Here is a 25,682-nt window from a genome sequence, read left to right on the forward strand (position 1 = left end):
CCGGACACGCGATGCGTCACGGTAATGTGAGGGCCTTCCGGCCATCCCCCGCCCTCCTGGAGGTCTCTGCCTGATGGTCCAGTCGGTGGGTATCAAGGACGTCGCCCGTGCCGCGGGAGTCTCCGTCGGCACGGTCTCGAACGTCATCAACCGTCCGGACACGGTCGCGGCCGAGACCCGGGCGCGGGTGGTGTCCGCGATAGACCGGCTCGGCTACGTCCGCAGCGAGTCCGCGCGCCAGTTGCGCGCGGGCCGCAGCCGGATCATGGGCCTGCTCGTCCTCGACATGGGCAACCCCTTCTTCGTCGACGTGGCGCGCGGTGCCGAACGGGCCGCGCGCGAGGCCGGACTCGGTGTGATGGTCTGCAACAGCGCCCAGAACCCGGGCGAGGAGGCCGAGTACCTGTCGCTCTTCGCCGAACAGCGGGTCCGGGGCGTGCTGTTGACCCCCGCCGACGCGACCGGCCGCAACATCGACTCCTTCCGGCGCCACGGCATCCCGTTCGTCCTCGTCGACCGGGTCGCCGAGGGCACCACCGAGTGCTCGGTCTCCGTCGACGACGTGGCGGGCGGCGCGCTCGCCGTCCGCCACCTCGTGGACGCCGGGCACCGCTCCCTCGCGTACGTCAGCGGCCCGCCCGGCCTCAACCAGGTCCGGGACCGCCGTACGGGCGCCCTGAACGCGCTCGCCGAGGCAGGTCTCGGCCCCGACGCGATGCGCGAGCTGCCGACCGAGCGGCTCGACGTGGCCGCCGGCCGGGACGCCGGCGCCCGCCTCCTCGGCCTGGCCGACCGCCCGACGGCCGTGTTCTGCGCCAACGACCTGCTCGCCCTCGGTGTCCTTCAGGCCATGTACGCGGCCGGCGTCGGCGTCCCCCACGACCTCGCGATCGTCGGCTACGACGACATCGAGTTCGCGGCCGCCGCGGCCGTCCCGCTCACCTCGGTCCGCCAGCCCGCCGTCACCATGGGCGCCCTGGCCGCGGAACTCCTCCTGGAGGAGACGGAGCCGGAGGCCGCGCCGCACGGGCACGAGCACCGACGGGTCGTGCTCCAGCCCGAACTGGTCGTACGACGCTCCAGCCTGTCGGCCCGCTGAGCCGCCGTTCAGTAGCGCCCGTGATCCCGGCCGCGGCCGACGGCCGGGACATGTGCTCAACTGGTACGCGGCCAGCAGTCCGTCCGCACCGGGAGCCCCGTTGACCGTCAGCTACCGCCAGCCCGGCGTCGTCCTCACCGACCGCCACTTCACCGTGCCCCTCGACCACGACGACCCCGCGGGGGAGACGATCGAGCTCTACGCCCGCGAGGTCGTCGCGAGCGACAAGGCGCACCAGGACCTGCCGTGGCTGGTCTACCTCCAGGGCGGTCCGGGCTTCGGGGCGCACCGGTTCGTCGGCAAGCAGGCCTGGCTCGGCCGCGCCCTGAAGGAGTACCGCGTCCTGCTCCTGGACCAGCGCGGCACCGGCCACTCCACGCCCGCGGGCCGCCAGACGCTCCCGCTGCGCGGCGGCCCCGCCGAGCAGGCCGACTACCTCACGCACTTCCGCGCCGACTCGATCGTCCGTGACTGCGAGACGATCCGCCCATCCGTTACCGGCGGCACGCCCTGGACCGTCCTCGGCCAGAGCTTCGGCGGCTTCTGCACGGTGAACTACCTCTCCACCGCCCCCGAGGGCCTCAGCACCGCCGTGGTCACCGGCGGTCTGCCCTCGCTCGACGCCCACGCCGACGACGTGTACCGGGCCGCCTACCCCCGTATCGAACGCAAGGTCACCGCGCACTACGGCCGCTACCCGCAGGACGTCGAACGCGCTCGGCGGATCGCCGAGTACGTGCTGCACCACCAGCCGCTCCTGCCGAACGGCTACCGGCTCACCGCCGAGGCCTTCCAGTCCCTCGGCATCCTCCTCGGCGGCAGCGAGGGCAGCCACCGGCTGCACTACCTCCTGGAACACGCCTTCGTCCGCACCCCGCAGGGCCCGGCCCTGTCGGACGCGTTCCAGGAGGAGGTCCAGGGCCTGCTGTCGTACGCGGGCCACCCCCTGTACGCCCTCGTCCACGAGGCGATCTACGGCCAGGACGAGCGCCCCACCGCCTGGTCGGCCGAGCGCGTCCGCGCCGAGTTCCCGCAGTTCGACGCCGCCAAGACCCTCGCGGGCGACGGACCGCTGCTCTTCACCGGCGAATCCGTCCACCCCTGGATGTTCGACTGCGACCCGGCCCTGCGCCCGCTGCGCGAGACCGCCGACCTGCTCGCCGCCCGCACCGACTGGAAGCCGCTGTACGACCCGGCCCGCCTCGCCGCCAACGAGGTGCCGGTCGCGGCCGCCGTCTACCACGACGACATGTACGTCGACTCCGCGCACTCCCTCGCGACGGCCCGGGCGATCCGCGGCCTGCGCACCTGGGTCACCGACGAGTTCGAGCACGACGGCGTACGGGCGGGCGGCCCCCGCGTCCTGGACCGGCTGCTGGCGCTGACCCGGGACGAGGTGTAGTCGCGCTTCCATGGTCGCCGAGCGCCCTGACGCCGAAGACGGCCAAGACTCGGCGTTATCGAGCCGCCGCGCGCACATGACGTTCACACTGCGGCGCGGGGCGTGGTTGGATCATCACGCTTGCGCACCGCGCCGGAACGGACATGGGGGACGGCATGAACGAGACGGAACTGGCGGACCGCTTCGAGGAACACCGCGGACACCTGCGGGCGGTGGCCTACCGCATGCTCGGCTCGCTGGCCGAGGCCGAGGACGCCGTCCAGGAGACCTGGCTGAAGCTGAGCCGCGCAGACGCCGACGAGATCCGCAACCTCGGCGGCTGGCTGACCACCGTGGTCGGCCGGGTCTGCCTCGACCTGCTGCGCTCGCGCACCGCACGCCGTGAGGACCCCCTGGACGACACCTTCGTCCCCGACCCCGTGATCCGGCCCCTGACCCGGACCGACCCGGAGGAGGAGGCGCTTCACGCCGACTCGGTGGGCCTGGCTCTGCTGGTCGTCCTGGAGACACTGGAGCCCGCCGAGCGGCTCGCGTTCGTACTGCACGACATGTTCGCGGTGCCGTTCGACGACATCGCGCCGATCGTGGACCGCAGTTCGGCCGCGACCCGGCAACTGGCCAGCCGCGCCCGGCGCCGCGTGCAGGGGGCCACACTCTCGGCCGAGCCGGACCTCGGCCGGCAGCGCGAGGTCGTCGACGCCTTCATCGCCGCCAGCCGAGCCGGGGACTTCGAGGCCCTGGTCGCCGTCCTCCACCCGGACATCGTGCTGCGGGTCGACTCCGGGGCCCTGGTCGGCGGCGCGGCCGCGTCGAAGCTGGTGCGCGGTGCCAAGACAGTGGCCGAACAGTCGCTGATGTTCCGGCGGTTCGCGCCGTTCACGCGGGTCGCGCTCGTCAACGGAGCGATCGGCACCTTCACCGTCGTCGACGGGCGACTGCAGTCGGTCACGGGCATCACCGTCGTCGACGGCCGGATCGCCGAGTTGCACATCCTGGCCGACCCCGAGCGTCTGGCCGGCCTGGAACTGCCGGAGGTGACCGGCTGACTCAGGCGGCCACGGTCACTGAGCCCGCGGTGCGGTGCGGGCCCACGACCCGGCCGTCCGGCAGGAGTTCACCGGTGTCGTCGAAGACGATGGTGCCGTTGCACAGCAGGCTCCAGCCCTGTTCGGGGTGGGCCGACACGATCACGGCGTCGTGGTGGTCGGGGCTTTCCGCGGCGGGACACGCCGGCTGGTGGCTGCACATGACGTCACTCCTCGGTCCGGATACGGCTCCTGCCCGTTCGGCTCGCATCTCTGTGATAGCCGAGCCAGTTTTCCGTTGGATGAGGGGACCCCCACAGTCCCGGAAACTCGTCGGTGAGTTTTCGCTCCCCCGCGGAGCCCGGATCATGGCCCGGATCATGACCTGCGGGTAAGTAGGCTGGCGGCATGCGAGACCACACGACGGACCTGGCCGGCCTGCGCGGCGACTGCGAGCAGTGCTTCGGGCTGTGCTGCGTGGCCCTGCCCTTCGCCGCCTCGGCCGACTTCGCTATCGACAAGAAGGCCGGCAAACCCTGCCCGAACCTCCGGGGCGACCACCGGTGCGGCATCCACGCCAAGCTGCGCGAGAAGGGCTTCAACGGCTGCACGGTGTACGACTGCTTCGGCGCCGGGCAGAAGGTCTCGCAGATCACCTTCGGCGGCCGGGACTGGCGTACGAGCCCGCCGGAGCAGGCCCGCCACATGGCCGAGGTCTTCCCGGTCGTGCGCCAACTCCACGAACTGCTCTGGTACCTCAACGAGGCGCTCACCCTGCCGGCCGCCCGCCCCGTCCACGACGGCCTGCGCCGGGCCCTGGACGAGACCGAGCGGCTCACCCACAAAACCCCCGAGGAACTCGGCGCGTTGGACGTGGCCGCCCACCGGCAGGAGGTCAACGTGCTCCTGCTGAAGACCAGCGAGCTGGCGCGGGCGGGGATACGCGGCAAGAAGAAGAACCGCCGGGGCGCGGACCTGATGGGCGCCCGCCTCAAGGGCGCCGACCTGCGGGGTGCCAACCTGCGCGGTGCCTACCTCATCGCCGCCGACCTCACCGGCGCCGACCTGCGCGGCGCGGATCTGATCGGTGCCGACCTGCGCGACGCCGACCTCACGGACGCCGACCTGACCGGCGCCTTCTTCCTCACCCAGCCCCAGCTGAACGCCGCCCGGGGCGGCGCGGGCACCCGACTGCCCGAGTCAGTCACCCGTCCCGCGCACTGGACAGCCCGACTCTGACGGAGCCTCGTCGACGACCGGTGCGGACGCCACTCCGGGCGCGGCCACCCGCCGCGTGAGGCGCAGCCGCAGCCCCTGGGGCATCAGCGTGAGCCGCTCGGCCACCCGCAGCCGGTAGTCCGGGTCGGACGCCAGCTCGTAGCGGCGCAGCAGCAGGCCCAGGACCAACGTGGCCTCGTGCAGGGCGAACTGCCGCCCGATGCAGGCCCGCGCCCCGGTCCCGAACGGCTTGTAGGTGTGCGCAGGACGGGACCGTACGGCTTTCGCCTCGAAGCGGTCCGGGTCGAACCGGTCGGCGTCGGCGCCCCAGACCGCGGGATCCCGGTGCAGCATCGGCGTGAGGACCAGGGTCCAGGCGCCCCGCAGCATCGGGTGCGTCCCGGCCAGCACGGTGTCCTGGCGGGCCTCCCGGGAGATGCCGGGCGCCGTCGGCCACAGCCGCAGCGACTCGTCGAGGATCCGGCGCACATGACGAAGCTTCGCCACCTGGTCGTAGCCGGGCACCGCCGCGCCGCCCCAGACGCGGTCCACCTCCGCCCGGGCGCGGGCGGCGACGTCGGGATGGCGGGCGAGGTAGTACAGGGCGAAGGAGAGCGCGCCCGAGGTGGTCTCGTGGCCCGCGACCAGGAAGGTGATGACCTGACGCCGGACGTTCTGCGGTGACAGTCGCTCGCCGGTCACCGGGTGGGTCGTGCGAAGCATCCGGTCCAGCAGGTCCCCGTCCCCGTCCGGGCCCCCGCTCGCCGTGCGCCGGGCGCGTATCAGGTCGTCGACCGTGCGGTTGAGATACGCGATGTCGGCCTCGTTGCGGCGGGCGGCAGGGCGCAGCAGCAGCGGGGAGGGCACGGTGTTGAGCCGCTGCGCGTAGCTGAGCGTGCCCACCATCGCGGTCACGAAGGGATGCGGCCGGGGGCGCTCGAAGGAGCCGAAGTCGTGCCCGAAGCCGGTCCGCGCGATCGTCTCCATGGTCAGTTTGGTCATGTCGCCGGGCACGTCCACCGCACGGCCCGCCGTCACTTCGCGGTCCCAGCGGTCGGTGAGCTGCCCGGCCACCGCCAGCATCGTCCCGTGATAGCTCTCCATGGCCTCCCGGTTGAAGCCCGGGGCCAGGACATCGTGCGCCAGCTGCCAGTTGGGCTCGTGGTTGTACGCCGTGAACAGCCCGTCCCCGGCGACCGGCCGCAGGTTGGCGACCCCGAGCCCCACATGCTTGGCGAACCGCGACTCGTCCGCCAGGTCGGCCACGAGATCGGCGCCCCAGGTGAACACGACCTCCCTGCCGAAGGCCTTGCGCCGGAAGATCGGACCCAGCCGCCGGGCGTGCCCGAGGGTGTCCTGCAACGGCGTGCGCCCACTGGCGCCGAGCACGTCACCCAGCAGCGGGACCCGGTGCGGCGGACGCGGAATGCGGTCCAGCTGGGGCCAGCCCAGCTCGGCGCCACGGAATCCCTTCGGCAGCCCGGTCCCTGTCATCGTCTGCGCCATGACGCCATCTCCCTCGCTCCAGCGGCGGATTGAGCACGTTGTACATGAGTTCAATAGCGTCTCAGTCTGGTCCCGCCGGTGAAGCGCGGTCAAGTAAAGTGCGGGCATGGCCGCGGAACAGGGCGAGCGCACACGCCGCCGGCTCAGCACGGGGGAGCGCAGGGAGCAACTGCTCTCGGTGGGCGCGCGACTGTTCTCGGAGAGCCCCTACGACGAGGTGTGGATCGAGCAGGTCGCGGAGATCGCCGGTGTCTCGCGAGGGCTGCTCTACCACTACTTCCCGACCAAACGGGACTTCTTCGCGGCGGTCGTCGAGCGCGAGAGCGAGCGGATGCTGCGCATGACGGAAGCCGTGCCCGGGGTCCCGGTGCGCGAGCAGCTCGCCGCCGGTCTCGACAGGTATCTGGAGTACGTCCAGGCCCATGCGCACGGCTACCGCGCCTTCCACCGGGCCGACGCGGCCGGCGACCAGACGGTGCGTACGGTCTACCGGCGGGCCCTCGCCGCACAGGAGCAGCGGATTCTCGCGGCACTGGCCGCGGACCCCGAGTTCGGTGCGGCGGCGCGGGAGCGGCCCGATCTGGGCCTGGCCGTCCGGGGCTGGCTGGCCTTCACCACCGCGGTCTGTCTGGAGTGGCTCCGGGGCCCGGATCTCCCGCGCGAGCAGGTGCGCGATCTGTGCGCACGGGCGCTGCTGGGCGTCATCTCGTCCTGAGGCGTACCGGTCGTCCTGAAGCGCACCGGTTCATGGGCGGTTCTTGGTTGGCTTCCTCGCCGATCTTCGATAGGTTAGGCAAGGCTTACCTAAGGAGGTATTTGGGATGGGTGACAGCCAAACCTGGACGGCCGCGCCTTCCGCGGCCGAGCGGGCCCGGTCCGTGCTTGCCGCCGCATGGTCCTGTGCGGTGACGGCTCAGGGCGCCCGCGAGGAGTTCGTCGGCGCGCACACCGTGACCGAGGACGGCGGGGTGCTCCTGGACGTACCCGAGGAGAGCATGCTGCTCGCGGCGGCGATCTGCGCACCTCGCGGCGAGCCGTCCGCCGTCCTGGAGTTCGCCGACGTCGCGCCCGTCCCCGTGCGCAACCGGATCCGCACCCGGCTCTGGCTCGCGGGCTGGTTCGTCCCCGCGGACGGCAAGCTGGCCTGCCAGGCCACGCGTGTCGTGCTGCGCGAGCCGTCCGGCGCGGTGGTCGTCGGCCTCGGCGAGTTCGCCGCCGCCGTACCCGATCCGCTGGCCACGGCCGAGGCCCGGTTGCTCACGCACCTCGCCGACTGCCATGCCGACGCGGTCGAGCGGCTCACCCGCCTCGTCGACTCCGACAGCCTGCACGGCGCGGTCCGCGTCCAGCCGCTCGCCGTCGACCGGCACGGACTGACGCTGCGCATCGAGCGCGCCCGGGCCCACGGCGACGTACGACTGGCGTTCCACCGGCCCGCCGACGACATCGCCCAACTCACGGAACGCATGCACGTCCTGCTCACCCAGGCCAGTGCCGCCGCCTGCCCGCGGGCCCTACAGCGGCAGCGCACAGACGGCGACGGGTGAGGCGAACGGCTCGCCCGCGAGCCGCAGTTCACCGCTGCGCGTATTCACCCGGAACACGCTCACGGTGCCGGACTTCTGATTCGCCGCGAACAGCAGCGTCCCGTCCGGGGAGAAGGCGATCTGCCGCGGGAAGTCACCGGCCACCGGCACCGTGTCCAGCAGCCTGAGCCGGGCGCCGTCGGCCTCCACCGCGTAACGGGTGAGGCTGTTGTGGCCCCGGTTGGCGAGATAGGCATAGGCGCCGTTCGACGTCACCAGGATCTGCGCCGGGTAACTGGTGCCGGACCCTGTTCCCGTGGACTGGGCCTCGCCGACGGTCAGCCGGCCGCCGGAGCGGTCGTACGCGCAGACCGCGACCGTGTTGTCGACCTCGTTGGCCAGATAGGCGAACCGCCCTCCGGGGTGGAACGTGAGGTGACGCGGACCGGCGCCCGGCCGGGTGTGGGCCTGCGCGACCTCGGTGAGCCGGCCGCTCTTCTCGTCCAGGCGGTAGGTGTACACGGTGTCCGTGCCCAGGTCGACGGCGAGCACATGGCCGCCGTCGGGGCTCGTGACGACCTGGTGGGCGTGCGGGCCCTCTTGGCCGGGACCGGGCGCCGGACTGGAGTGCGTGACCAGGTCGGTGCGCTCGCCCAGCGCCCCCGAGGTGTCGATCGGGTGCACGGCCACGCTGCCGGAGCCGTAGTTGGCGCTGAGCAGCCAGCGCCCGCCCGGATGCACCGACAGATGGGTGGGACTCGCGCCGCCGGTGCTCCGGCTGCCCAGGATCCTGCGGTCTGCCGGCCGTATGGCGGTCACCGCGCCGTCCTCGCGCTCGTTCACCGCGTACAGCGTGCGGCCGTCCGGATGCGGCGCCAGGTACGAAGGATCGTCCACGCCGGTGAGGGTGCCGCTTGCGGTGATACGGCCGCTTCCGGCGTCGTACGTGGCGAGACCGATGCCCCTGCCGCCGCCTTCGGCGGAGGTGTAGGTGCCGAGGTAGAGCGGGCGGGGGCCGGAAGGCGCAGGGCTCTCGCGCGGCTCGCTGGGTGTGCTCGTGCTCGCCTCAGCGGCCGTCGGATCGATCGTCGGATCAGCCGTCGGATCGGTCGTCGGCGGCGCGTCGTCGCAGGCCGGCAGCGCGGCCGCGGAGGCCGCTCCCGCGAGAGCGCCGACGAATCGGCGCCTGCTCCAGCCGCCACTGCCCATGTCCACACCTCAGGTCGTCGGTCGTTCCGTTCGTGACTGCCACCTTCGCGTGGATCACCTGTCACGTGCAACAACGGCATCGTGCGTTGCGCTGGGCGCGTCGTCACGTGGAACGACGGTCGGCTCCCGTGCGGCCGCGGCGCAGTGGTGCGGGCACGCTCTCCCACAGGCGGGTGAGCCGTGGCATGCGTTCGCGCTGCTCGCGGGCGGTGCGGTCCAGCTCCTCCAGGAGGCGGCGCGAGCGGTGCTCGGTGTCGAGCTCGTCGAGGATGCGGTTGACCTCGGTGAGGACGGCGCCGTGCAGCTGCCACTGGCCGGCGTCGCGCTGGACCTCCTCCAGGAGCAGCTGGGCCAGCTTGTCGCGGGTGGCCACGGCCTGCCGCAGCTCGGCGGCCAGCCGGGACTCCGCCGCGTCGGCGTTCAGACTCACCGGGGTGGTGACCAGTACCGCGAAGCTGACCACGGCGTCGCCGATCTCCGACAGCAGCTGCTCCACGGCGGCACCCGTCCCCGGCGCGAACAGCGGCTCGAACTCGCGTTCCTTGGCGAGGTCGGTGAAGGTGCGCGCGAGCACCCGCAGCACGACCGTGCAGATCTCCAGCGTGTCCAGACCGGTGCGCAGCACCACCCGGTGCAGCAGCCCCTCCTTCACACGGGGATTGAGCCGCAGACTGTCCTCGGCCTGCCGCAGGGCCGCGTCCACCTCGACGATGTCGTGGTCGAGGCGGCGCGCCTCGTGCAGTGAGGCCGTGGCGCGCTCGACGGGGGTGCGGCCGGCGGCCTCCTCGCCCATGCGCAGCATCAACTGTCTGACCCGGCGGGACAGCCCCTCGATCGACTGCCCGGCCTCGCCCACCCACACCGGAGGGGCGAAGAGCAGATTGCAGCCGAGCCCGACGACCGCCCCGATCAGTGTCTCCAGCACCCGCGCCCACGCGGTGTCCCCGACGGTGGTGACCCCGAGCACCAGCATCGCGCTGATCGCCACCTCGGGCACGAACTCGTCGACCCGCACCAGGTGCCCGACGGCCAGCGCCGCCACGATCAGCAGTCCCAGGCTCCACCAGGTCAGCCCCACCAGCAGACTGAAGGCGATGGCGACGAGGACCCCCGCCACCACGGAGTTCACCCGGCGGATGCCGGTGGTGAGCGTGGAGTAGAGGGTGACCTGGACGACCAGCAGCGCGGTCAGGGGCGCGGTGAGCGGCGCCGCCTCGGGGCTCAGGCGCAACGCGATGACATACGCGATGGTCGCCGCGGCCGACGACCGCAACGCCTGCACGACCACGGGGTCCCGGTGCCGCTTCACCAAGCGCACGAGGGACGTCGGCCACTTACGTACGTCTCGCATCCTCGCGCTGTCCCCTTCCACGTATGTACCGCAGGTACGCATTGAGGACCGTAAGTGTCCGCAAGGAAGCGTAGACCCTGAGGAAAACCTCCGTCATCGCCCTGCGGTTGTCCGCACCCCGTTTCTGCGGACTCCCGGATGGTCCCAGCCCCTTCGGGACGGAAGTCTTGGATCATGAAATGGCAACGGACCGCACTACTCCTGCCCCTGCTCATCGCGCTCAGCACCGCCGTGTCGGCCGGCCCCGCCGTGGCCGGAGGGCCGGCGGACACGGTGACCCCCGCATCGACGACCGCGTCCGTCGTCGCCGCCCTCGACCGCGCCGCACACCCGCTGCGCAGCGTCGAACCCGGCGGTGACAGCGGCGATCTGCGTGCCCTCGACCGCATGGTCGGCGACGCCGAAGTGGTCGGACTGGGCGAGGCCACACATGGCTCGCACGACTTCTTCGCCCTCAAGGACCGCGTGTTCCGCCACCTCGTCGAGGAGAAGGGCTTCCGCACCTTCGCCCTGGAGGCCCCCTGGAGCACGGGCCTGCGCCTCGACGACTACGTGGTGCACGGCAAGGGCGACCCCCGGCGCATCATGCGCGACGAGTTCCAGCGCGACTACCTGTGGTGGAACAACACCGACTATCTGCGGCTCGTCGAGTGGATGCGGGCGTACAACGTCCGTCATCCCGGCGACCCCGTCCGCTTCATGGGCGACGACATCGCCTGGACGGGCCCCGAACTGTACGACGCGGTGACGGACTTTGTGGCCCACACCCGTCCCGAGTCGAGCGCCCGCCTCGCCGAGCTCTACCGGGGCCTGAGGCCCACCGTGTCGACGGGGACGTACATCGAGCGGTACCTGAACAAGCCCTACGCCGAGCGGACGGAGATGGCCGACCGCACCGGCGAGGCGCTGGAATTGCTCAGGCGGCAGGGCCCGGGCACCGACCTGGAGGCGTACGACCGGGCTGTGCGGAACGCGACGGTGATCGACCAGACCGCCCGCCAGTACGCGTTCGATCTGGAGGCCCCCGCGCAGATCGCCGAAGGCATGCGCTACCGCGACCGGACGATGGCCGCCAACGTCCTCCGGTGGCAGCAGCACACCGGCACCAAGGTGCTGCTGTCGGCGCACAACAACCATGTCGGCTATGTGCCGGAGGACCCCTCGTCCTACCCGAAGGTGTAAGGCGCCTTCCTGCGCGACAGGCTCGGCTCCGGGTACGTGAACATAGGTCTGACGTTCCACCACGGCTCGTTCAACGCCACCGGTCAGGACGGGGCCGCCATCCGTCGCTGGACACTGGGACCACCGGGCCCGGGCAGCAACGAGCGGACCCTCGACCGGGTACGCCACCGCGACTACGTACTCGACCTGCGCTCCGCCGGATCACCGGCCCGCGAGTGGCTGTACCTGGCCCGGCCGACGCGAAGCATCGGCACCGCCTACCCGGACGGCCCGCACGACATCGCGCTCGCCCGTAGCCATGACGTCCTGATACACCTCCATCGCGTGGAGGCGGCACGGCTGCGGGACCATTGACTTGCACCTCGGGCTGAAGCCCGAGGATTCTGGCCTTCTCGACTTGTTGCTGCGCCGCTACGCGGCACGGGGTTCGGTCGGGAATCCGTGGCTTCCTGTTTCTTCGCGCTGTGCCGGGATTGCTCCTGGTCTTACCGGCGCTCCGCAGGCCGTCACCGCCAGTCCGGCGGCCGTCTTGACGTTGATCGCGGCGTTGGTGTCCCGGTCGTGGACGGTGCCGCAGGCGGTACAGGTCCATTCCCGCACGTTCAAGGGTTTGGGCCCGTCCTTGACGCCGCAGGTGGAGCAGGTCTGGGAGGTCGGTGTGAACCGGCCGATCGTGACCAGGGTGCGGCCGTACCGTTCCGCTTTGTACTCCAGCATGCCGATGAACGATGACCATCCGGCGTCGTGCACGGACTTGGCCAGCTTCGTGCGGGCCAGTCCCGCCACCGACAGGTCCTCCACGGCGATCCCTTGGTTCTCGGAGATCAGCTTCGTGGAGAGCTGGTGGTGGAACTCACGGCGTGCATCGGTGACCTTGGCGTGGGCGCGGGCGACCTTCAGGCGGGCCTTGGCGCGGTTCTTTGATCCCTTCTGCTTGCGGGACAGTTCCTTCTGGGCCTTCTTCAGCTTCTTCTCCGCGCGCCGCAGGAAGCGCGGAGAGTCGATCTTCGTGCCGTCGGACAGGACCGCGATGGGGGTCCCCCCGCGCGAGCGGAGCCGAGCGTGGGGGAGGGTGAGGCCGAGATCGATGCCGATGGTGCGGTCGGTTTCGGGCATCCGGGCCGCGTCGGCGGCGGAGTCGGTGTCGATGACGAAGGAGGCGACATACCTGCCGGCCGCGTCCTTGATGACGGTGACGGAGGTGGGGGTGGTGGGCAGCGTGCGGGACCATTTCACCTTCACCTCACCGATCTTCGGCAGGCTCAGACGGCCACTGCCGGTGATGTTCCAGCGGGCGTTGGCGGTGAACCGGATCGACTGCCGGGCGTCCTTGCGGGACTTGAAGCGGGGCGGACCGGTCCTGGGACCCTTGCGGGTGCCCTTGAGGGAGGCGAAGAAGTTGCGGTACGCGGTGTCGGCGTCCCGCAGGGACTGCTGGAGCACCACTGCGGAGACCTCGCCCAGCCAGGACCGCTCGGCTGTCCGCTTGGCCTCGGTGATCAGGCGCACGGACAGCTGACCGGCCGTCGGGAACGGCTGCTCTGCCTTACGGGCGTCTTCACGGGCGCGGACCACGTCGTTGAACACGACACGGGCGCACCCGAACGCCTTCGCCAACGCGATCTGCTGGCCGGCGTCCGGGTACAACCTGAAGGCGTACCTGAGCTGCATGACTGTCACCCTACAAACTTGGGTTATGGGTGAGATGTGGCGATCGGTGTGTACGGACTTCGAGTGCGACCTGGTGGAGTTCAACGGCGAGACCAACCACGTCCACCTGCTGGTGAACTTCCCGCCCAAGGTCGCCGTCACCAAACTGGTCAACTCCCTCAAGGGCGTCTCCCCCCCCCGCCGCCTGCGCCTGGGGGCACCTCCCGGCCGAAGGCTGGGGGAGAGTTCCCCGACCTGATGCGCCACTACTGGCGGGCCAACAAGCTCTGATCCGGGTCCTATTTCGCTGGAACCGTCGGTGGCGCCCCGATCACGATTGTTGTGGTCGTGGGCGGGAGGCCCGAGGGAGATGTCGCTGGAGCCACGGCTGATCGTGGGGTGCCGGAGCTGACGGCCCGGGTGGTGCGGGCTGCGTTCCCGAAGGGGACGATGGCGGTGCGGGTTCGGGAGGCGTTGGGCCCGCTGTTTGAGGATGAGGCGTTCGCCGGGGCGTTTGCCGTCCGGGGACGTCCGGCTGTCTCGCCGGGGGCGTTGGCTTTGGTATCGGTGTTGCAGTACGCGGAGGGGCTGACCGATCGACAGGCCGCTGACCAGGTACGGGCCCGGATTGACTGGAAGTTTCTGCTCGGCCTGGAGCTGGACGATCCCGGGTTCGAAGCTTCCGTGCTGAGCCTGTTCCGTTCCCGTCTCATTGAGCACGGACTGGAACAGGCGACGCTGGAGCTGGTGCTGGAACGCCTGCGCGGGCTGGGCCTGCTGAAGGCCGGTGGTCGGCAGCGGACCGATTCGACGCATGTGCTGGCGGCGGTGCGGACGCTGAACAGGATGGAGTTGGTCGGCGAGACGCTGCGGGCCGCACTGGAGGCGCTGGCGGTCGCGGCCCCGGCGTGGTTGTCCGGCCTGGTCACGGCCGAGTGGGCCGAGCGCTACGCGCCGCGCGTGGACGACTACCGCTTCCCCAAGGGCGAAGAGGTCCGTGAACAGTGGTCTGAGCAGGTTGGGCGGGACGGATTCGTCCTGCTGGAGGGCAAGGATCTCCCGCCGGTTCATCACCGGTTGTGCTCGCCCTATGGCACCGATGCTGGTTACGGGATCAAGCGTGGCTCGGGCTGGACCGGCTACAAGGCGCATCTGACCGAGACCTGCGAGCCGGATGCGCCGCACGTGATCACGCAGGTGGCCAGCACCAATGCCGTGGTGGCCGACACGGAGATGACCGAACCGGTCCACCCAGACCCGAGAGGATCAGGGCTTCTCCCTCGCCGACTTCACCATCGGCTGGGACAACGAGAGCGCCATCTGTCCAGGCGGGCACCGAAGTTTCGAGTGGTGGGAACAGAAACACCACCGCAATGGCACTCCGGTCCTCAAGGTGTTTTTCTCCGCCGAGCACTGCCGCCCCTGGCCGAAGCAGACGTCGTGCACCAAGCCCCTCTCCGGCCGCTGGGGCAGGGGCATCACCTTCCTGCCCCGCGAACGGCACGAGGCCCTCGAAGCCGTCCGCCAGGCCCAGGAGAGCGACAATTGAAAGAACCGTTACGCGATCCGGGCCGGGGTCGAAGGCACGATCTCCCAGGCCGTGCGTGTCACCGGCCTACGCCGCACCCGCTACCGCGATCTACCCGCGACCCGCCTCGGTCACGTCTTCGCCGCCACTGCGATCAACCTCATCCGCATCGACCGATGGCTGACCGGCACCCCACTCGGCGGCACCCGCACCTCCCGCCTCGAAGCTCTGATGCTCGCGGCCTGACCACCCGAATCACGCATTCATCAGCAGAGTCCTGAAGGCCGATGCACTGCGAATAAATTCCGGTAGCGGCGTCAGACGTACAGCTTGTCGAGGAAGGCGGCGAGATTGCCCGTCGTCCTGGCTATCTGCTCCTCCAGCGTGAGGCTCTCCTCGAAGCGGGTGCCGGTCTCGGGGAGCTTCTTGCCGCGGACGTAGAGGGAACAGGCGAGGTCGGTGCACATGTACAGACCGACCGAGTTGCCCTCGCGGCCGGCCGCGCCCGTCTTGCGGGCCGTCATCAGCGAGACTCCGCCTCCCGGATGGGTGGTCAGGCACAGCGAACACATGCTGCGGTGCAGGAACCCGCGCCGCGAGGACGGGAAACGCAGCGTCACGCCGACCGGCCGCCCCTCCCGTTCGGTGACCAGATAACTGCGGTCGGGAGCTCCCGGATCCCGCCAGCCCAGGAAGTCCAGGTCGGCCCAGGGGCGTTGGTCGAGATCCCGGGGCAGGGCCAGGCGTTTTGCCTCTCCCTTCGAGCAGTTGACAAAGGAGTTGCGAATGTCCTGCTCGTCGAGTGATCTCATGGGGAGCCTCCTGGGTGGCCACGGAAAAGAAACCTAGGGGCACTAGGCACACGGCTAGGGTAGGCAGCCCGTTGAGGAGAGACCAGTGGATTTCGGGGACGTCGGATCGCCGCGGGCGCGGGCAGCGCTGCTCCATGTGGCGGCTGTCTCGGAGGGGCCGCCTGTAGCCCCTGATCTGCGCATCACGCTGAACTTCCACCCGGACCGGCTGGTGCGCGAACTGCCCATCCTGCACGCGCTGGCCCAGGACGGCACGTATCACTCGCAGTTCGTCACGGGCACCAGCAACGGCGGCCTCACCGCGCGTCCCGGCGGCGACCGCTGGCGCTGGGAGAGCCGGATCTTCGGCGGCGCCTACGACGACGCGGCCGCTCACGACCGGCCCGTGTACGGCGCGTTGAACTTCCGCCGCCAAGTGGTCGGTGCGGCCCCGCGGTTCGGCTCCTCACACTTCCGGCTGTCCGGTGCCGCGCTCGCCCGCGCCACCTTCTGCTATCCGGACAGCGCGGCCGAGCCGGGCGACTTCGGCGTCGCCGCCGGGATGTCCCTGATCGCGCTGGCCGAGACGGACGTACAGGACGCCCTCAACGACTACATCGAGGCCCAGGTCCACGCCGGTGTCGCCCTCGCCCGGGACGTGGAGGCGCTCGTCCTCGACGCGAGTTACCGCGGCACGCCCGTCGAGACGGCGGCCCGGCGCCTGCCCTGCCCCGTCGAGTGGCACCCCGGCTACCGGCTCACCGTGGCGGAACTGCGCCGCCACGCGGACTACCGGGGCCAGGAGTACGCCGACCTGGGTGCCCGGATCGCCGAGGACGGCCGGATAGACCCGCGGATCATCGGCGACGCCGCCCGCACGGGGCGGTACGAGGTGCAGGACCTGAAGATGGTGTGGCACACCCTCGCCCGCTTCGGCGCCCCGGAAGGCGCGGGCACCGCCCGTTCCGACGGAGCGGTGGTCGGCGTCCGCGGCCACGTTCCGGGAGCGAGTACCCCCAGTGCGTAGGCGTGTGTATGCCGGCGTCCGCGGCCACGGTCCGCGCATGGCACCGGGCGTGCGGGACGCGTTCCGTACCCTGTACCGGGACCGCCCGCCGGACGCCGACGAGTCGGCCCCCGAGCTGTGGCTCAACGGGCTGGTGGAGACCGGGTGTTACGTGGAGGACCTGCATACGCGGCCGGCTTGATCGGGGAAGGGGTGGAGGAACAGGTGACGGACTCCATGGACGTGGCGGAGGCGGCGGATTCGGCGGAGGCGGCGGAGTCCTGGCGACGGGCGCGGCGCGTGCTGGAGAGCGCGCGCCTGGCGCCCGACGGGCTCGCCCGCCTCCGCCCGCTGTCCGGCGGCACGTACAACACCGTCGAGGAACTCCTCCTCACCGACGGCAGCCGTTACGTGCTGAAGGTCGCCCCTGCGGAGAGCACCCCGGCCCTGCGGTACGAGAGCCGACTGCTGATCTCCGAGGCGGAGTTCTACCGCGTGGCCGCCCAAGCCGCTGTCCCGGCGCCGCATGTCGTCGCCGTCGGCGGGGACGGCGACGTAGCGCATCTGCTGATGACGGCCTGCCCGGGGGAGCCCTGGGACGGCGAGCTCACCGAGGTCGAACGGACCTTCCTGCGTACGGAGTTGGGCCGTCAGGTGGCCCGGCTGCACCGCGTGACCGGGCCCGGCTTCGGCTATCCGTCCGGCGCCCTCGGTCCCCTCGCCGCCGACTGGCGGACCGCCTTCACCGCCATGACCGAGGCCATCCTGGCCGACGCCCGCCGCTACGGCGCCCGGCTGCCTCGCCCCGCGGACGAAGTGGCCCGGACGCTCCGGGCCGCCTCTCCCGCGCTGGACGAGGTCACTGTCCCGTGCCTGGTCCACTTCGACCTGTGGCCGGGGAACATCCTGGTGGACCGCCCGGTGGGGGAGGGGCCCCGGATCGGCGGACTCATCGACGGGGAGCGCATGTTCTGGGGGGATCCGCTCGCCGACTTCGTCTCCCTGGCGCTACTGGGGGACATACGGAAGGACGAGGCGTTCCTCGCGGGCTACCGGGAAGCCGGCGGCCGGGCCGAGTTCGACGTCCCGGCCCGCCTTCGCCTCGCCCTCTACCGCGCCTACCTGTACCTGATCATGCTCACCGAGACGATTCCCCGTGGGTTCGACGCCGGCCAGGCGCGTTGGGTCCAGGAGACGGTCGCCCCGGAACTCGTCGCGGCACTGGAGGAGATCGAGGAGCTGGCACCGGACAGGCGCTCGTAGCCGGATCCGGTCACTCCCTGACGGTAGCGGCGAAGACGACCGTGCCCGGCCCTGGAGGAGCGGACGGCGTACCGACGTTTCGCTGGTCATCGCGGAGGTACTCGCGTGTCGCCCGAATGACGCGACGGGAGCGCGAAGGGAGTACGCCGTGGTCGACCATCGCCATGAAACACCTGGCGAGAACGGTGATCCCGTTCCGCGGGACCTGCCCGACCAGCAGGTGAGCCCCGGCGAGGACCCGTGGGAGGTCGCTCCCGCGGAAGCGGAGGGCGGCGTGGCCGAGGAGTCCGACGAGACCGCCGCCGAGGTCCCCGACACCGACGAGGCGGGCACGGGCAGGCAGGGCGCCCCCCAATCGGGCACCGTGCACCCCGAGCATCCCGTACCGGACGAGTCCTCCGCCTGACCGCCTGACCGCCTGACCGCCTGGCCGTGGGTCCTGCCGGTCCTCAGCCGACCTTGTGGCCCTCCATCGGTTCCGTCCTCGCGCCGGCGCCCTCTTGCACGCCGTGGAGGAATTCCTCCAGCACATCGGTCGCCGTGTGCTCCGGACGCCAGCCGAGTTCCCTGCTGGCGCGCGTGCAGTCCATCAGGGGGAGCCGCAGGACCGCGTCGAAGAGATGCGGGGAGGCGGGTAGCAGGTGCAGGCCCCACGCGGCGGCGAGCGCCGAGCGGGCGGCCGTGCGCGGCATCCGTACCGGGCGGGCGCCGAGCATCTCACCCAGCAGCTCCGCGTCGACCGGCGGTTCGCCCGCCAGGTTGAAGGCGCCGTTGACGTTGGTGCGCAGGGCGAGACAGTACGCGTTCGCCGCGTCGTCGGTGTGCAGCGCCTGGACCCGCAGGCCCGGGATGTCGGGGAAGAACGGCAGCAGCTCCGGCCGCGCCAGCGGGCCCGGCAGGAAACGGCCGCCGAAGATGCGACGCTGCTCGCTCGCCGACGCCCGTTTGAAGAGGAAGGCCGGCCGCATCCGTACCACCCGGATCTCGGGCTGGTCGCGCTCGAAGGTGTCCAGGGCGCGCTCCAGATAGGCCTTCTCCCGGCAGTAGGCCGCGTCCGGCCAGCCGTGCGTCGGCCATGACTCGTCCACCGCGTGCCCCTTCGGCCCCGGGGAGTACGCGCCGACGGACGACGCGTGCACCAGCGTCGGCACGCCGGCCGCGGCCACCGCGTCGAACACTCGCATCGAGCCGAGCACGTTGGTGCGCCAGGTCGCCGCCGGGTCGTGCGTCGGCTGGAACGCCCAGGCCAGATGGACCACGGCGGTGGCGCCCTCGAACTCCCTGATGAGGTCGGCCTGGTCGGAGGCCAGGTCGACCGCCGACCACTCCGTCTTCGGGGGCGACCAGTCGGGGGTCCGGCGGGCCAGGCCCCGTACCGACCCGACCTTCGCGTCCTCGGAGAGGAGACGCACCACACTGGTGCCGACATTGCCGGTGGCGCCCGTCACGACGATTCTGCTGCCCGTTGAAGTGCTCACCTTCGGCTCCTTACGGCCGTGGGTCCGTGGAAAGTGCCCGAGTACCCGGCCGAAAGAAATGCACGCGCCCCACGGCAACCATCGGCCGGGAGATGATCACACGATGAGCGAGATGATGAGCGAGACAATGAGTGGGATCATCCTGATGTCCGACGCCCGGGTCGCCGCCGTTCCCATGGAGGAGTGCGGTGAACGCCTCGCGGACGTCCGCGGCTCCCTCCTGGTCGACGACCGCAAGCACAAGGACTCCCACGGCGCGGAGGTCCACCTGCGCCACGGCGTGCTCGACCGGCTGCTCAGGGCGCAGACCCTGCTGCCCGGGGGCCTGCGCCTGCTCTTCGTCGAGGGGTACCGTCCGCCGGCCCTCCAGCGGTCCTACTTCGAGAAGTACGCCGACGCACTGCGCGCCGGCCATCCGGACTGGTCAGCCGACCGAATCCGCACGGCGGCCAGCCGCTACGTCTCCCCACCTGAGATCGCCCCGCACTCCGCGGGCGCCGCCGTCGACCTGACACTGGCCGATCCCGACGGCCGCGAACTCGATCTCGGCACCCCCATGAACGCCAATCCGGAGGAGAGCGACGGCGCCTGCTACACCGCGGCGGCCCACATCAGCGACGCGGCCAGGGCCAACCGCGCCGTGCTGGGCGAGGCACTGAGCGCGGCCGGCCTCGTCAACTACCCCACCGAGTGGTGGCACTGGTCGTACGGAGACCGCTACTGGGCGCTGATGACCGGCGCACCCGCCGCTCTGTACGGGCCCAGGGAAAACAGCTCGACGAGCCTGACAGCTTGACGTCTTAGGACCTGTCCGGGCCGGTGTCCGGGGCGGCGAACGCGTTCACGCCCGTCCGTTGCGCCGACAGCTCCCACAGGCGGGCCGCCTGCCCGGGGTCGATCGCGTAGGCCTTGACGCCGGTGCGCTCGCCGTCGGCCGGTGCGGGCTCGGCGATGTCGCAGTCCTGGAGGTACACGCCGCCCAGGCCGTCCAGCCGGGTCGAGGTCGCCGCCCAGACCTGGGTGGCGGCGCCCTGCTCGGGAGTCTTCATGCCCTCCTGCGGGATCGGGTTGCCGTCCTCGTCGATCCAGCCGCTCGCCACCATCTCCGCCCTGGGCAGATGCCGCTGGAGGGGAGTGAGGATGCCGCCGGGGTGCAGCGAGAAGGCCCGCACGCCGCGGTCCCGGGCGAGCCGGTCGAGGTGGACGGCGAACAGGACGTTCGCCGTCTTGGCCTGCCCGTACGCCTCCCACTTGTCGTAGCCCCGCCGCCAGTCGATGTCGTCCCAGCGGACGCCGGCGAAGTGGTGTCCGCGCGATGACACGGAGACCACCCGGGCGCCGCCGGGCTCGATCGCCGGCCACAAGTGGTTGACCAGGGCGAAGTGGCCGAGGTGGTTCGTGGCGAACTGCGCCTCCCAGCCGGGCCCGACCCGGGTCTCGGGGCAGGCCATGATCCCGGCGTTGTTGATGACGAAGTCGATCGTGCGGCCCGAGGCGAGGAACCGCTCGGCGAAGGCGCGCACGCTGTCCAGGTCGCCGAGGTCCAGCGCGTCCACCTCGACCCCGTCGACACCGTCCAGTGCCTCGTGCGCGGCGGCGGCGCGGCGGGCGGGGACGACGACTCGGGCGCCGGCCTTGGTGAGCGCGCGGGTGGTCTCCAACCCGAGGCCCGAGTAGCCGCCGGTCACGAGCGCGAGTTTTCCGGTCAGGTCGATGCCGGCGAGGACGTCGTCGGCGGTGCTCCGGGCGCCGAAACCCGAGCCGATCCTGTGCTGTTCCGAGGGCATGGGTGCGGTGCTCATGGTCGCAACGCTACGAATTCGAGCGCTCTCGAAGTCAAGCCCGGGCCGCGGCGTGCGGGCCCGGGCATGAGAAAGCCCCGACCGGACGGGGGAATCACGGTCGGGGCGGCCAAAAGGTGGGCACGGATGGCGGTCGCCTCTCGGCGAAAGGCTCCACAGGGCTTCAGCCGAACGATCGTCCCTGTGGGCAATGGTTGAGGCCCGGGGACACTGTCCCATCCGCACCCACGACCTGTTCAACGGGCAACTACCCCTGGATGTTCCTCCGTTCAGCCCGTTACGGGGTGAGGCGCGTCACGGTCGTCGGGAGCCGACACGGTCTCCGTCCAGAGGTTCTCGGCCTGCAACAGCAGGGTCCCCAGGACGGCCGTCCGGGCGGCTCCGTGCGCGGCATGCTCCAGCAGGCCGTCCTGAAGCCTCTCGTGCAGCTCCCGCATCGCGTCTTCGACGCCACAGTCCTGACGTATGTCGGCGTGGGCGCCCAGCAGACGACGGCTCTCCGCGTGGCAGACGTCTCCGATCAGCTCCAGCAGCCGGGCGTACGAGCGCAGTACCGGGCCGTCGGGCGGTGTGGGCGTCCGGTCGGCGTCGGCCGCCACCGCCAGGGTCCGGGTCAGCGCCCTGATGTGTCCGGTGACGCGGCTCCAGCGTTCGTCCTCCGACTCGGCAGGGGTGGCGGCCTGCGGAACCCTGCGGACGGCGCGGATCGGGCGGGAAGCCAGCCGCAGGCTCTCCCGGCTCCAGCCGCGGGCCGACCGCAGCGCGTCCAGGCGCCGCTCCAGCCGTGCCGAGGCGTTCGACCAGCCGGCCGCGGACTGCGTGTCCCCATCGTCGTGCCGCAGGTCACCGGCGAGGCTGTGCAGCACGTCTCCCGCTTCCTGAGCGAGCGCCGCGAGGTTCTCGGGTACGTCCCGCAGGTGGATCGGCGGCAGAACGAGCGCGTTGACCGCGACCCCGATCACCGCGCCGAGCCCTGCCTGGCCCATGCGGTGCCCGACCGCCGACACCGTGACCGGGTCCGAGGTGAGAGTGAACAGCGCGGTCGTCGCCGCGTAGATGCCCTGGTCGCCGAAGCGGGGCGAGTTCGCGAGCAGCATCAGTACCGGTATCGACAGGGCCAGGGCCGCCAGGGTGTCGCCGGTGAGCGCCTGTGCCGCCGACGCCAGCAGCGAGCCCGCGCAGATCGCCGTGAACTGCTGCGCTGCCTGCCGCAGCGAGCTGTAGACGGTGGCCTGGACCAGCACGAGCGCCACCCAGGGCGCCATCAGGGCCATCGGGTCGCCCAGCCAGTCGCTCGCCACGAACCAGGCGAGCAGCGCCGCCGCCGCGGCCTTCAGCGACTGCACGACCAGATCGCGCTCCCGGCCGGGGCTTCGCCAGGCGGCCCGGGCGGCTCGGGCGGCTCGGTCGACGGCGTGCGCCTCCCGTCGTAGCGCATCGGCCGTCCGGGCACCACGGGCTCGTACCGCATCTGTCACTCGGATCATCCGGAGCGGGTATCCGCATCACCCGGCACGTCACGCCGTGGGGTGCGCCGCGATCGCCACCAAGCCCGTGCTCCAGCGAGGCGCTCCGCGACCGCCGCCAAGCACGTCGCCGCGGGGCACTCCGTCAGGATCGCCGCCCGTCCGCCACGACTCCCTCACCTCACGTACCACGTCAGGCGTTCGCCACTCGGTCCGGAGTCCGGCCCTGACGGGTCCAGGCCAGCAGTTCGTCCAGGGGCCACGTGGTGACCACGCGCTCCGCGGGCACCCCGCACTCCTCGGCCCGCGCACAACCGTGGATCTGCCAGTCCAGCTGGCCGGGCGCGTGCGCGTCGGTGTCGATCGAGAACAGCACGCCCGCCGCCACGGCCCGGCTCAGCAGCCGCCGCGGCGGATCGAGCCGCTCGGGCCGGCTGTTGATCTCCACGGCCGTCCCCGACTCGGCGCACGCGGCGAACACCTCGTCCGCGTCGAACTCCGACTCGGGCCGCCCCCGCCCCGTCACCAGCCGCCCGGTGCAGTGCCCGAGGACGTCGGCGTGCGGATCGCGTACGGCGGCCACCATGCGCCGGGTCATCGAGCGGGCGTCCATGCGCAGCTTGGAGTGCACGGACACCACCACGACGTCCACCCGCTCCAGCAGCTCCGGCTCCTGGTCGAGCGAGCCGTCGTCGAAGATGTCGCACTCGATGCCGGTGAGGAGGCGGAACGGCGCCCATGTCTCGTTGAGTTCCGCCACGACCTCCAACTGTCGGCGAAGCCGCTCGGGCGACAGGCCGCGGGCCACGGTGAGCCGCGGCGAATGGTCGGTCAGCGCCGCCCACTCGTGCCCCAGCTGCGCCGCCGCCCGGCCCATCTCCTCGATCGGGCTGCCGCCGTCCGACCAGTCGGAGTGCAGATGGCAGTCCCCGCGCAGCAAGGCCCGCAGCCGCTCGCCGCCCCGGGCGCGCGGCGCCGCGCCCTCGCCCTCCAACTGCTCCAGGTAGCCGGGCACCCGGCCGTCCAGCGACTCCCGCACCACCTGCGCCGTCTTCGGTCCGACGCCCTTGAGCGACTCCAGCGTCCCGGCGTCCGCCCGCTCACGCACCTCGCCCTCGGGCAGCGCGGTCAGCACCCGGGCCGCCGTACGGAAGGCGCGCACGCGGTACGTCGGCGCGAGGGACCGCTCCAGCAGGAAAGCGATCCGCTCCAGGGCCTCGACGGGATCCATCGCCACCTCCTCCTCCAGAGTTCCCCAGGGCCGGGGCCGTCGCGCGACGGGCGGGCGGTTTGTCCGGTACCCGGCCGGGTACTGCGATGCCTCATCACCCGCCCGCGCCCACGAGGAGGCCTGTCATGTCCGCTCCCACCGCATCGCGCAGCAAGGTGGCCGTGATCACCGGGGCCGACTCCGGGATCGGCAAGGCCACCGCCGTCCGCCTGGCCCGGGCGGGAATGGACATCGGCATCACCTGGCACAGCGACCTCAAGGGCGCCGAGGAGACCGCCGAGGAGGTCCGCGCCCACGGCCGGCGAGCCGCCGTGGGCCAGATGGACCTCACCCGGCTGCCCACCGCCGCCGGCACCGTCGACGAGCTCTGCGACCGGCTCGGCCGCGTCGACGTCCTGGTCAACAACGCCGGTACGGGCACCATGACGCCCTTCCTCGACCTGGAGCTCGACGACGTGCGCGAGGTCATCGAGGTCGATCTGATCGGGCCGTTCCTGTGCGGGCAGCGCGCGGCGCGGCACATGATCCGGCAGGGCGACGGCGGTCGGATCGTCAACGTGACCTCCGTCCACGAACACCAGCCCCTGGTCGGCGCCGCGCCGTACTGCGCGGCCAAGGGCGGCCTCGGCCTGCTCACCCAGGTCATGGCCCTGGAACTCGCCGAGCACGGCATCACCGTCAACGCGGTGGCGCCCGGCGAGATCGCCACGCCGATGACCGGCCAGGAGGACACCGACCCGCACACCGAGTACCGCCCCGGCGTCCCGCTCGGCCGGCCCGGCGACGCCCGCGAGGTCGCGGCGGTGATCGCCTTCCTCGCCGGCCCGGAAACCTCGTACGTCACCGGCGCGTCCTGGAGCGTGGACGGCGGCATGCTCCGGATGGGTCCGGAGGCCGGATCGCATCTGGCCAGCGACGACTGGCGGCGACCTTGAACGGACTCCCGTGAAGCATTGCCGGACACCGCCGCACCGAAGCCGATGCGGCCGTCGTCGACCCGCTGGCGGGCGAACGCACGCCTCTCCCTCTCGCGGGTTGCGTTCTACGCTCTATCCATGACCGAAATGTCGAGCCCGCACATCACCCACCCGCGGATCCTGGTGCTCGGGGTACAGCCGGGCACGCCGCCGTTCCGGATCGTGGAGATCGACGGCCAGGTCGTCGGTGAGGCGAAGGCCGTCACGGACGTGCTGGAGGCCGCCGCGGCCTTCGGCATCCAGGTCCACGACCTGGACGATCCGGAGATGGTCCGCTGGGTGGGCGGGGACAAGTTCACCTGGACCCGCCACTGACCGAGCGGGTCGGTCACCTCCGCCGGCCGGCGGCGCCGCTCACAACCAGCCCGGCCCGTCGCCACGGACCTCAGCTGTGCACCGCCCGGCTCAGCCGCCGGCCCAGCAGCAGATAGCCCACCAGGGCTCCGGCCGTGTTGAGGATGACGTCGTCGACGTCGAAGGCCCGTCCGGTGACCAGCGCGCCCTGCGCGAACTCCACCATCAGCATGACGATCGCGGTCAGCAGGAGCACCCGCAGGATCCCGCGCGTACGCGGTGCGACCACCGGCACCAGGATGCCGAACGGGACGCCCAGCAGCAGGTTTCCGCCGATCTGCCGGACGGCGTCCCGCAGCGCGGGCTGGTCCAGATAGGCCCGCAGGGTGCGCCCCGGATGCAGATTGGTGTGGGCCAGCGACTCCGAGGCGGGGGAGGGTCGCAGGGTCAGCCGGGCCAGTACGACGGCGAACGCCAGCATGAACGCGAAGGCACACACCATCGCCAGCAGGCGGACGAGGAAAGGCAGGAAGCGCCGCTCGCGTCGGGCCGGCCGTGACCCGCCCCCGGTCTTGTCGGACGTCTTCGACTTGGTGGCACGCAGGCGCAACGCGGCACGCGGACGTGAGGCTGCTTTGGCCATGCGGTCCTCCAGTTGTCAACTTCCCCGCGTCGTAA

24 protein-coding genes and 4 pseudogenes are annotated in these 25,682 nt (G+C 71.5%); 17 read left to right on the forward strand and 11 right to left on the reverse strand.

Translation table 11 applies throughout. From position 1 onward, the window contains the following. Window positions 1-73: 73 nt before the first annotated feature. The 3 genes from AB0I77_RS07695 to sigJ all read left to right on the forward strand — a co-directional run bounded on the left by AB0I77_RS07695 (window position 74) and on the right by sigJ (window position 3,547). Window positions 74-1,099, forward strand: coding sequence for a LacI family DNA-binding transcriptional regulator (locus AB0I77_RS07695; RefSeq protein ID WP_363281476.1), 1,026 nt, complete (start codon window positions 74-76; stop codon window positions 1,097-1,099). 100 nt (window positions 1,100-1,199) lie between these two features. After that, a complete protein-coding gene (locus AB0I77_RS07700; RefSeq protein ID WP_363281477.1) occupies window positions 1,200-2,501 on the forward strand; it encodes an alpha/beta fold hydrolase in 1,302 nt (433 codons plus the stop codon). Between the two features lie 155 nt (window positions 2,502-2,656). Beyond that, complete coding sequence (gene sigJ / locus AB0I77_RS07705; RefSeq protein WP_363281478.1) at window positions 2,657-3,547, forward strand: RNA polymerase sigma factor SigJ; 891 nt, start codon at window positions 2,657-2,659, stop codon at window positions 3,545-3,547. Window position 3,548: 1 nt separating this feature from the next. Here the strand turns inward: sigJ and AB0I77_RS07710 are convergent, their stop codons facing one another. Beyond that, window positions 3,549-3,749: a DUF5999 family protein gene (locus tag AB0I77_RS07710; protein WP_363281479.1), complete on the reverse strand. Its 201-nt coding sequence runs from the start codon at window positions 3,747-3,749 to the stop codon at window positions 3,549-3,551. Window positions 3,750-3,934: 185 nt separating this feature from the next. Between AB0I77_RS07710 and AB0I77_RS07715 the strand changes: the two genes are divergently transcribed. Beyond that, window positions 3,935-4,765: a pentapeptide repeat-containing protein gene (locus AB0I77_RS07715; RefSeq protein ID WP_363281480.1), complete on the forward strand. Its 831-nt coding sequence runs from the start codon at window positions 3,935-3,937 to the stop codon at window positions 4,763-4,765. Here the strand turns inward: AB0I77_RS07715 and AB0I77_RS07720 are convergent. Beyond that, window positions 4,727-6,250: a cytochrome P450 gene (locus AB0I77_RS07720; RefSeq protein ID WP_363281481.1), complete on the reverse strand. Its 1,524-nt coding sequence runs from the start codon at window positions 6,248-6,250 to the stop codon at window positions 4,727-4,729. The genes AB0I77_RS07715 and AB0I77_RS07720 overlap by 39 nt on opposite strands. A 106-nt stretch (window positions 6,251-6,356) precedes the next feature. On the opposite strand from AB0I77_RS07720, the gene AB0I77_RS07725 reads away from it, so the two are divergent. Next, window positions 6,357-6,965, forward strand: a complete 609-nt coding sequence (locus AB0I77_RS07725; RefSeq protein ID WP_363281482.1) for a TetR/AcrR family transcriptional regulator — start codon at window positions 6,357-6,359, stop codon at window positions 6,963-6,965. Window positions 6,966-7,071: 106 nt separating this feature from the next. Beyond that, window positions 7,072-7,797, forward strand: coding sequence for a DUF2470 domain-containing protein (locus AB0I77_RS07730; RefSeq protein WP_363281483.1), 726 nt, complete (start codon window positions 7,072-7,074; stop codon window positions 7,795-7,797). On the opposite strand, the gene AB0I77_RS07735 is transcribed toward AB0I77_RS07730, so the two are convergent. Beyond that, the gene (locus tag AB0I77_RS07735) at window positions 7,765-8,985 is read right to left on the reverse strand and encodes a beta-propeller fold lactonase family protein (protein WP_363281484.1); all 1,221 of its coding nucleotides are present in this window, start codon (window positions 8,983-8,985) and stop codon (window positions 7,765-7,767) included. The genes AB0I77_RS07730 and AB0I77_RS07735 overlap by 33 nt on opposite strands. A gap of 103 nt (window positions 8,986-9,088) precedes the next feature. Next, window positions 9,089-10,336, reverse strand: a complete 1,248-nt coding sequence (locus AB0I77_RS07740; protein ID WP_363281485.1) for an aromatic acid exporter family protein — start codon at window positions 10,334-10,336, stop codon at window positions 9,089-9,091. 387 nt (window positions 10,337-10,723) lie between these two features. Here AB0I77_RS07740 and AB0I77_RS07745 point away from each other — a divergent pair. Then, window positions 10,724-11,872 (forward strand): annotated as a pseudogene (locus AB0I77_RS07745) (erythromycin esterase family protein). A gap of 57 nt (window positions 11,873-11,929) precedes the next feature. Here the strand turns inward: AB0I77_RS07745 and AB0I77_RS07750 are convergent. Beyond that, a complete protein-coding gene (locus AB0I77_RS07750; protein ID WP_363281486.1) occupies window positions 11,930-13,189 on the reverse strand; it encodes an RNA-guided endonuclease TnpB family protein in 1,260 nt (419 codons plus the stop codon). Between the two features lie 31 nt (window positions 13,190-13,220). Between AB0I77_RS07750 and AB0I77_RS07755 the strand changes: the two are divergent. The 3 pseudogenes from AB0I77_RS07755 to AB0I77_RS07765 all read left to right on the forward strand — a co-directional run. Beyond that, window positions 13,221-13,459: pseudogene (locus tag AB0I77_RS07755) on the forward strand (transposase); the annotation flags it as partial. A gap of 159 nt (window positions 13,460-13,618) precedes the next feature. Continuing rightward, a pseudogene (locus AB0I77_RS07760) lies at window positions 13,619-13,840 on the forward strand (transposase); the annotation flags it as partial. Window positions 13,841-14,486: 646 nt separating this feature from the next. Then, window positions 14,487-14,942, forward strand: a pseudogene (locus AB0I77_RS07765) (transposase). A 71-nt stretch (window positions 14,943-15,013) separates the two neighbouring features. On the opposite strand, the gene AB0I77_RS07770 reads toward AB0I77_RS07765, so the two are convergent. Continuing rightward, window positions 15,014-15,508, reverse strand: coding sequence for an FBP domain-containing protein (locus tag AB0I77_RS07770; protein WP_363281487.1), 495 nt, complete (start codon window positions 15,506-15,508; stop codon window positions 15,014-15,016). An 85-nt stretch (window positions 15,509-15,593) separates the two neighbouring features. Between AB0I77_RS07770 and AB0I77_RS07775 the strand changes: the two genes are divergently transcribed. The 4 genes from AB0I77_RS07775 (at window position 15,594) to AB0I77_RS07790 (ending at window position 18,162) form a co-directional block, all read left to right on the forward strand. Beyond that, the gene (locus AB0I77_RS07775) at window positions 15,594-16,514 is read left to right on the forward strand and encodes a DUF3626 domain-containing protein (RefSeq protein ID WP_363281488.1); all 921 of its coding nucleotides are present in this window, start codon (window positions 15,594-15,596) and stop codon (window positions 16,512-16,514) included. Window positions 16,515-16,551: 37 nt separating this feature from the next. After that, the gene (locus AB0I77_RS07780) at window positions 16,552-16,695 is read left to right on the forward strand and encodes a hypothetical protein (RefSeq protein WP_363281489.1); all 144 of its coding nucleotides are present in this window, start codon (window positions 16,552-16,554) and stop codon (window positions 16,693-16,695) included. A gap of 35 nt (window positions 16,696-16,730) precedes the next feature. Continuing rightward, on the forward strand, window positions 16,731-17,756 hold the full coding sequence (locus AB0I77_RS07785) for an aminoglycoside phosphotransferase family protein (RefSeq protein ID WP_363281600.1): 1,026 nt from the start codon (window positions 16,731-16,733) through the stop codon (window positions 17,754-17,756). Between the two features lie 148 nt (window positions 17,757-17,904). Then, a complete protein-coding gene (locus tag AB0I77_RS07790) occupies window positions 17,905-18,162 on the forward strand; it encodes a hypothetical protein (protein ID WP_363281490.1) in 258 nt (85 codons plus the stop codon). A 43-nt stretch (window positions 18,163-18,205) separates the two neighbouring features. Here the strand turns inward: AB0I77_RS07790 and AB0I77_RS07795 are convergent, their stop codons facing one another. After that, window positions 18,206-19,234, reverse strand: a complete 1,029-nt coding sequence (locus tag AB0I77_RS07795) for an SDR family oxidoreductase (RefSeq protein ID WP_363281491.1) — start codon at window positions 19,232-19,234, stop codon at window positions 18,206-18,208. A 127-nt stretch (window positions 19,235-19,361) separates the two neighbouring features. On the opposite strand from AB0I77_RS07795, the gene AB0I77_RS07800 reads away from it, so the two are divergent. Then, window positions 19,362-20,030, forward strand: a complete 669-nt coding sequence (locus tag AB0I77_RS07800; protein WP_363281492.1) for a M15 family metallopeptidase — start codon at window positions 19,362-19,364, stop codon at window positions 20,028-20,030. A gap of 4 nt (window positions 20,031-20,034) precedes the next feature. Here the strand turns inward: AB0I77_RS07800 and AB0I77_RS07805 are convergent, their stop codons facing one another. From AB0I77_RS07805 to AB0I77_RS07815, 3 genes are all read right to left on the reverse strand, one after another. Continuing rightward, window positions 20,035-21,021: an SDR family NAD(P)-dependent oxidoreductase gene (locus AB0I77_RS07805; protein WP_363281601.1), complete on the reverse strand. Its 987-nt coding sequence runs from the start codon at window positions 21,019-21,021 to the stop codon at window positions 20,035-20,037. 284 nt (window positions 21,022-21,305) lie between these two features. Then, the gene (locus tag AB0I77_RS07810) at window positions 21,306-22,523 is read right to left on the reverse strand and encodes an aromatic acid exporter family protein (protein WP_363281493.1); all 1,218 of its coding nucleotides are present in this window, start codon (window positions 22,521-22,523) and stop codon (window positions 21,306-21,308) included. 172 nt (window positions 22,524-22,695) lie between these two features. Beyond that, the gene (locus AB0I77_RS07815; RefSeq protein WP_363281494.1) at window positions 22,696-23,733 is read right to left on the reverse strand and encodes a PHP domain-containing protein; all 1,038 of its coding nucleotides are present in this window, start codon (window positions 23,731-23,733) and stop codon (window positions 22,696-22,698) included. Between the two features lie 125 nt (window positions 23,734-23,858). On the opposite strand from AB0I77_RS07815, the gene AB0I77_RS07820 reads away from it, so the two are divergent. Continuing rightward, a complete protein-coding gene (locus AB0I77_RS07820) occupies window positions 23,859-24,668 on the forward strand; it encodes an SDR family oxidoreductase (RefSeq protein WP_363281495.1) in 810 nt (269 codons plus the stop codon). Window positions 24,669-24,788: 120 nt separating this feature from the next. Further along, window positions 24,789-25,025: a hypothetical protein gene (locus AB0I77_RS07825; RefSeq protein ID WP_363281496.1), complete on the forward strand. Its 237-nt coding sequence runs from the start codon at window positions 24,789-24,791 to the stop codon at window positions 25,023-25,025. A gap of 70 nt (window positions 25,026-25,095) precedes the next feature. Here AB0I77_RS07825 and AB0I77_RS07830 read toward each other — a convergent pair whose 3' ends face one another. Beyond that, on the reverse strand, window positions 25,096-25,647 hold the full coding sequence (locus tag AB0I77_RS07830) for a VanZ family protein (protein ID WP_363281497.1): 552 nt from the start codon (window positions 25,645-25,647) through the stop codon (window positions 25,096-25,098). Window positions 25,648-25,682: the final 35 nt, after the last annotated feature.

The sequence above is a fragment of the Streptomyces sp. NPDC050619 genome, assembly GCF_040654815.1.
Lineage (GTDB): Bacteria > Actinomycetota > Actinomycetes > Streptomycetales > Streptomycetaceae > Streptomyces.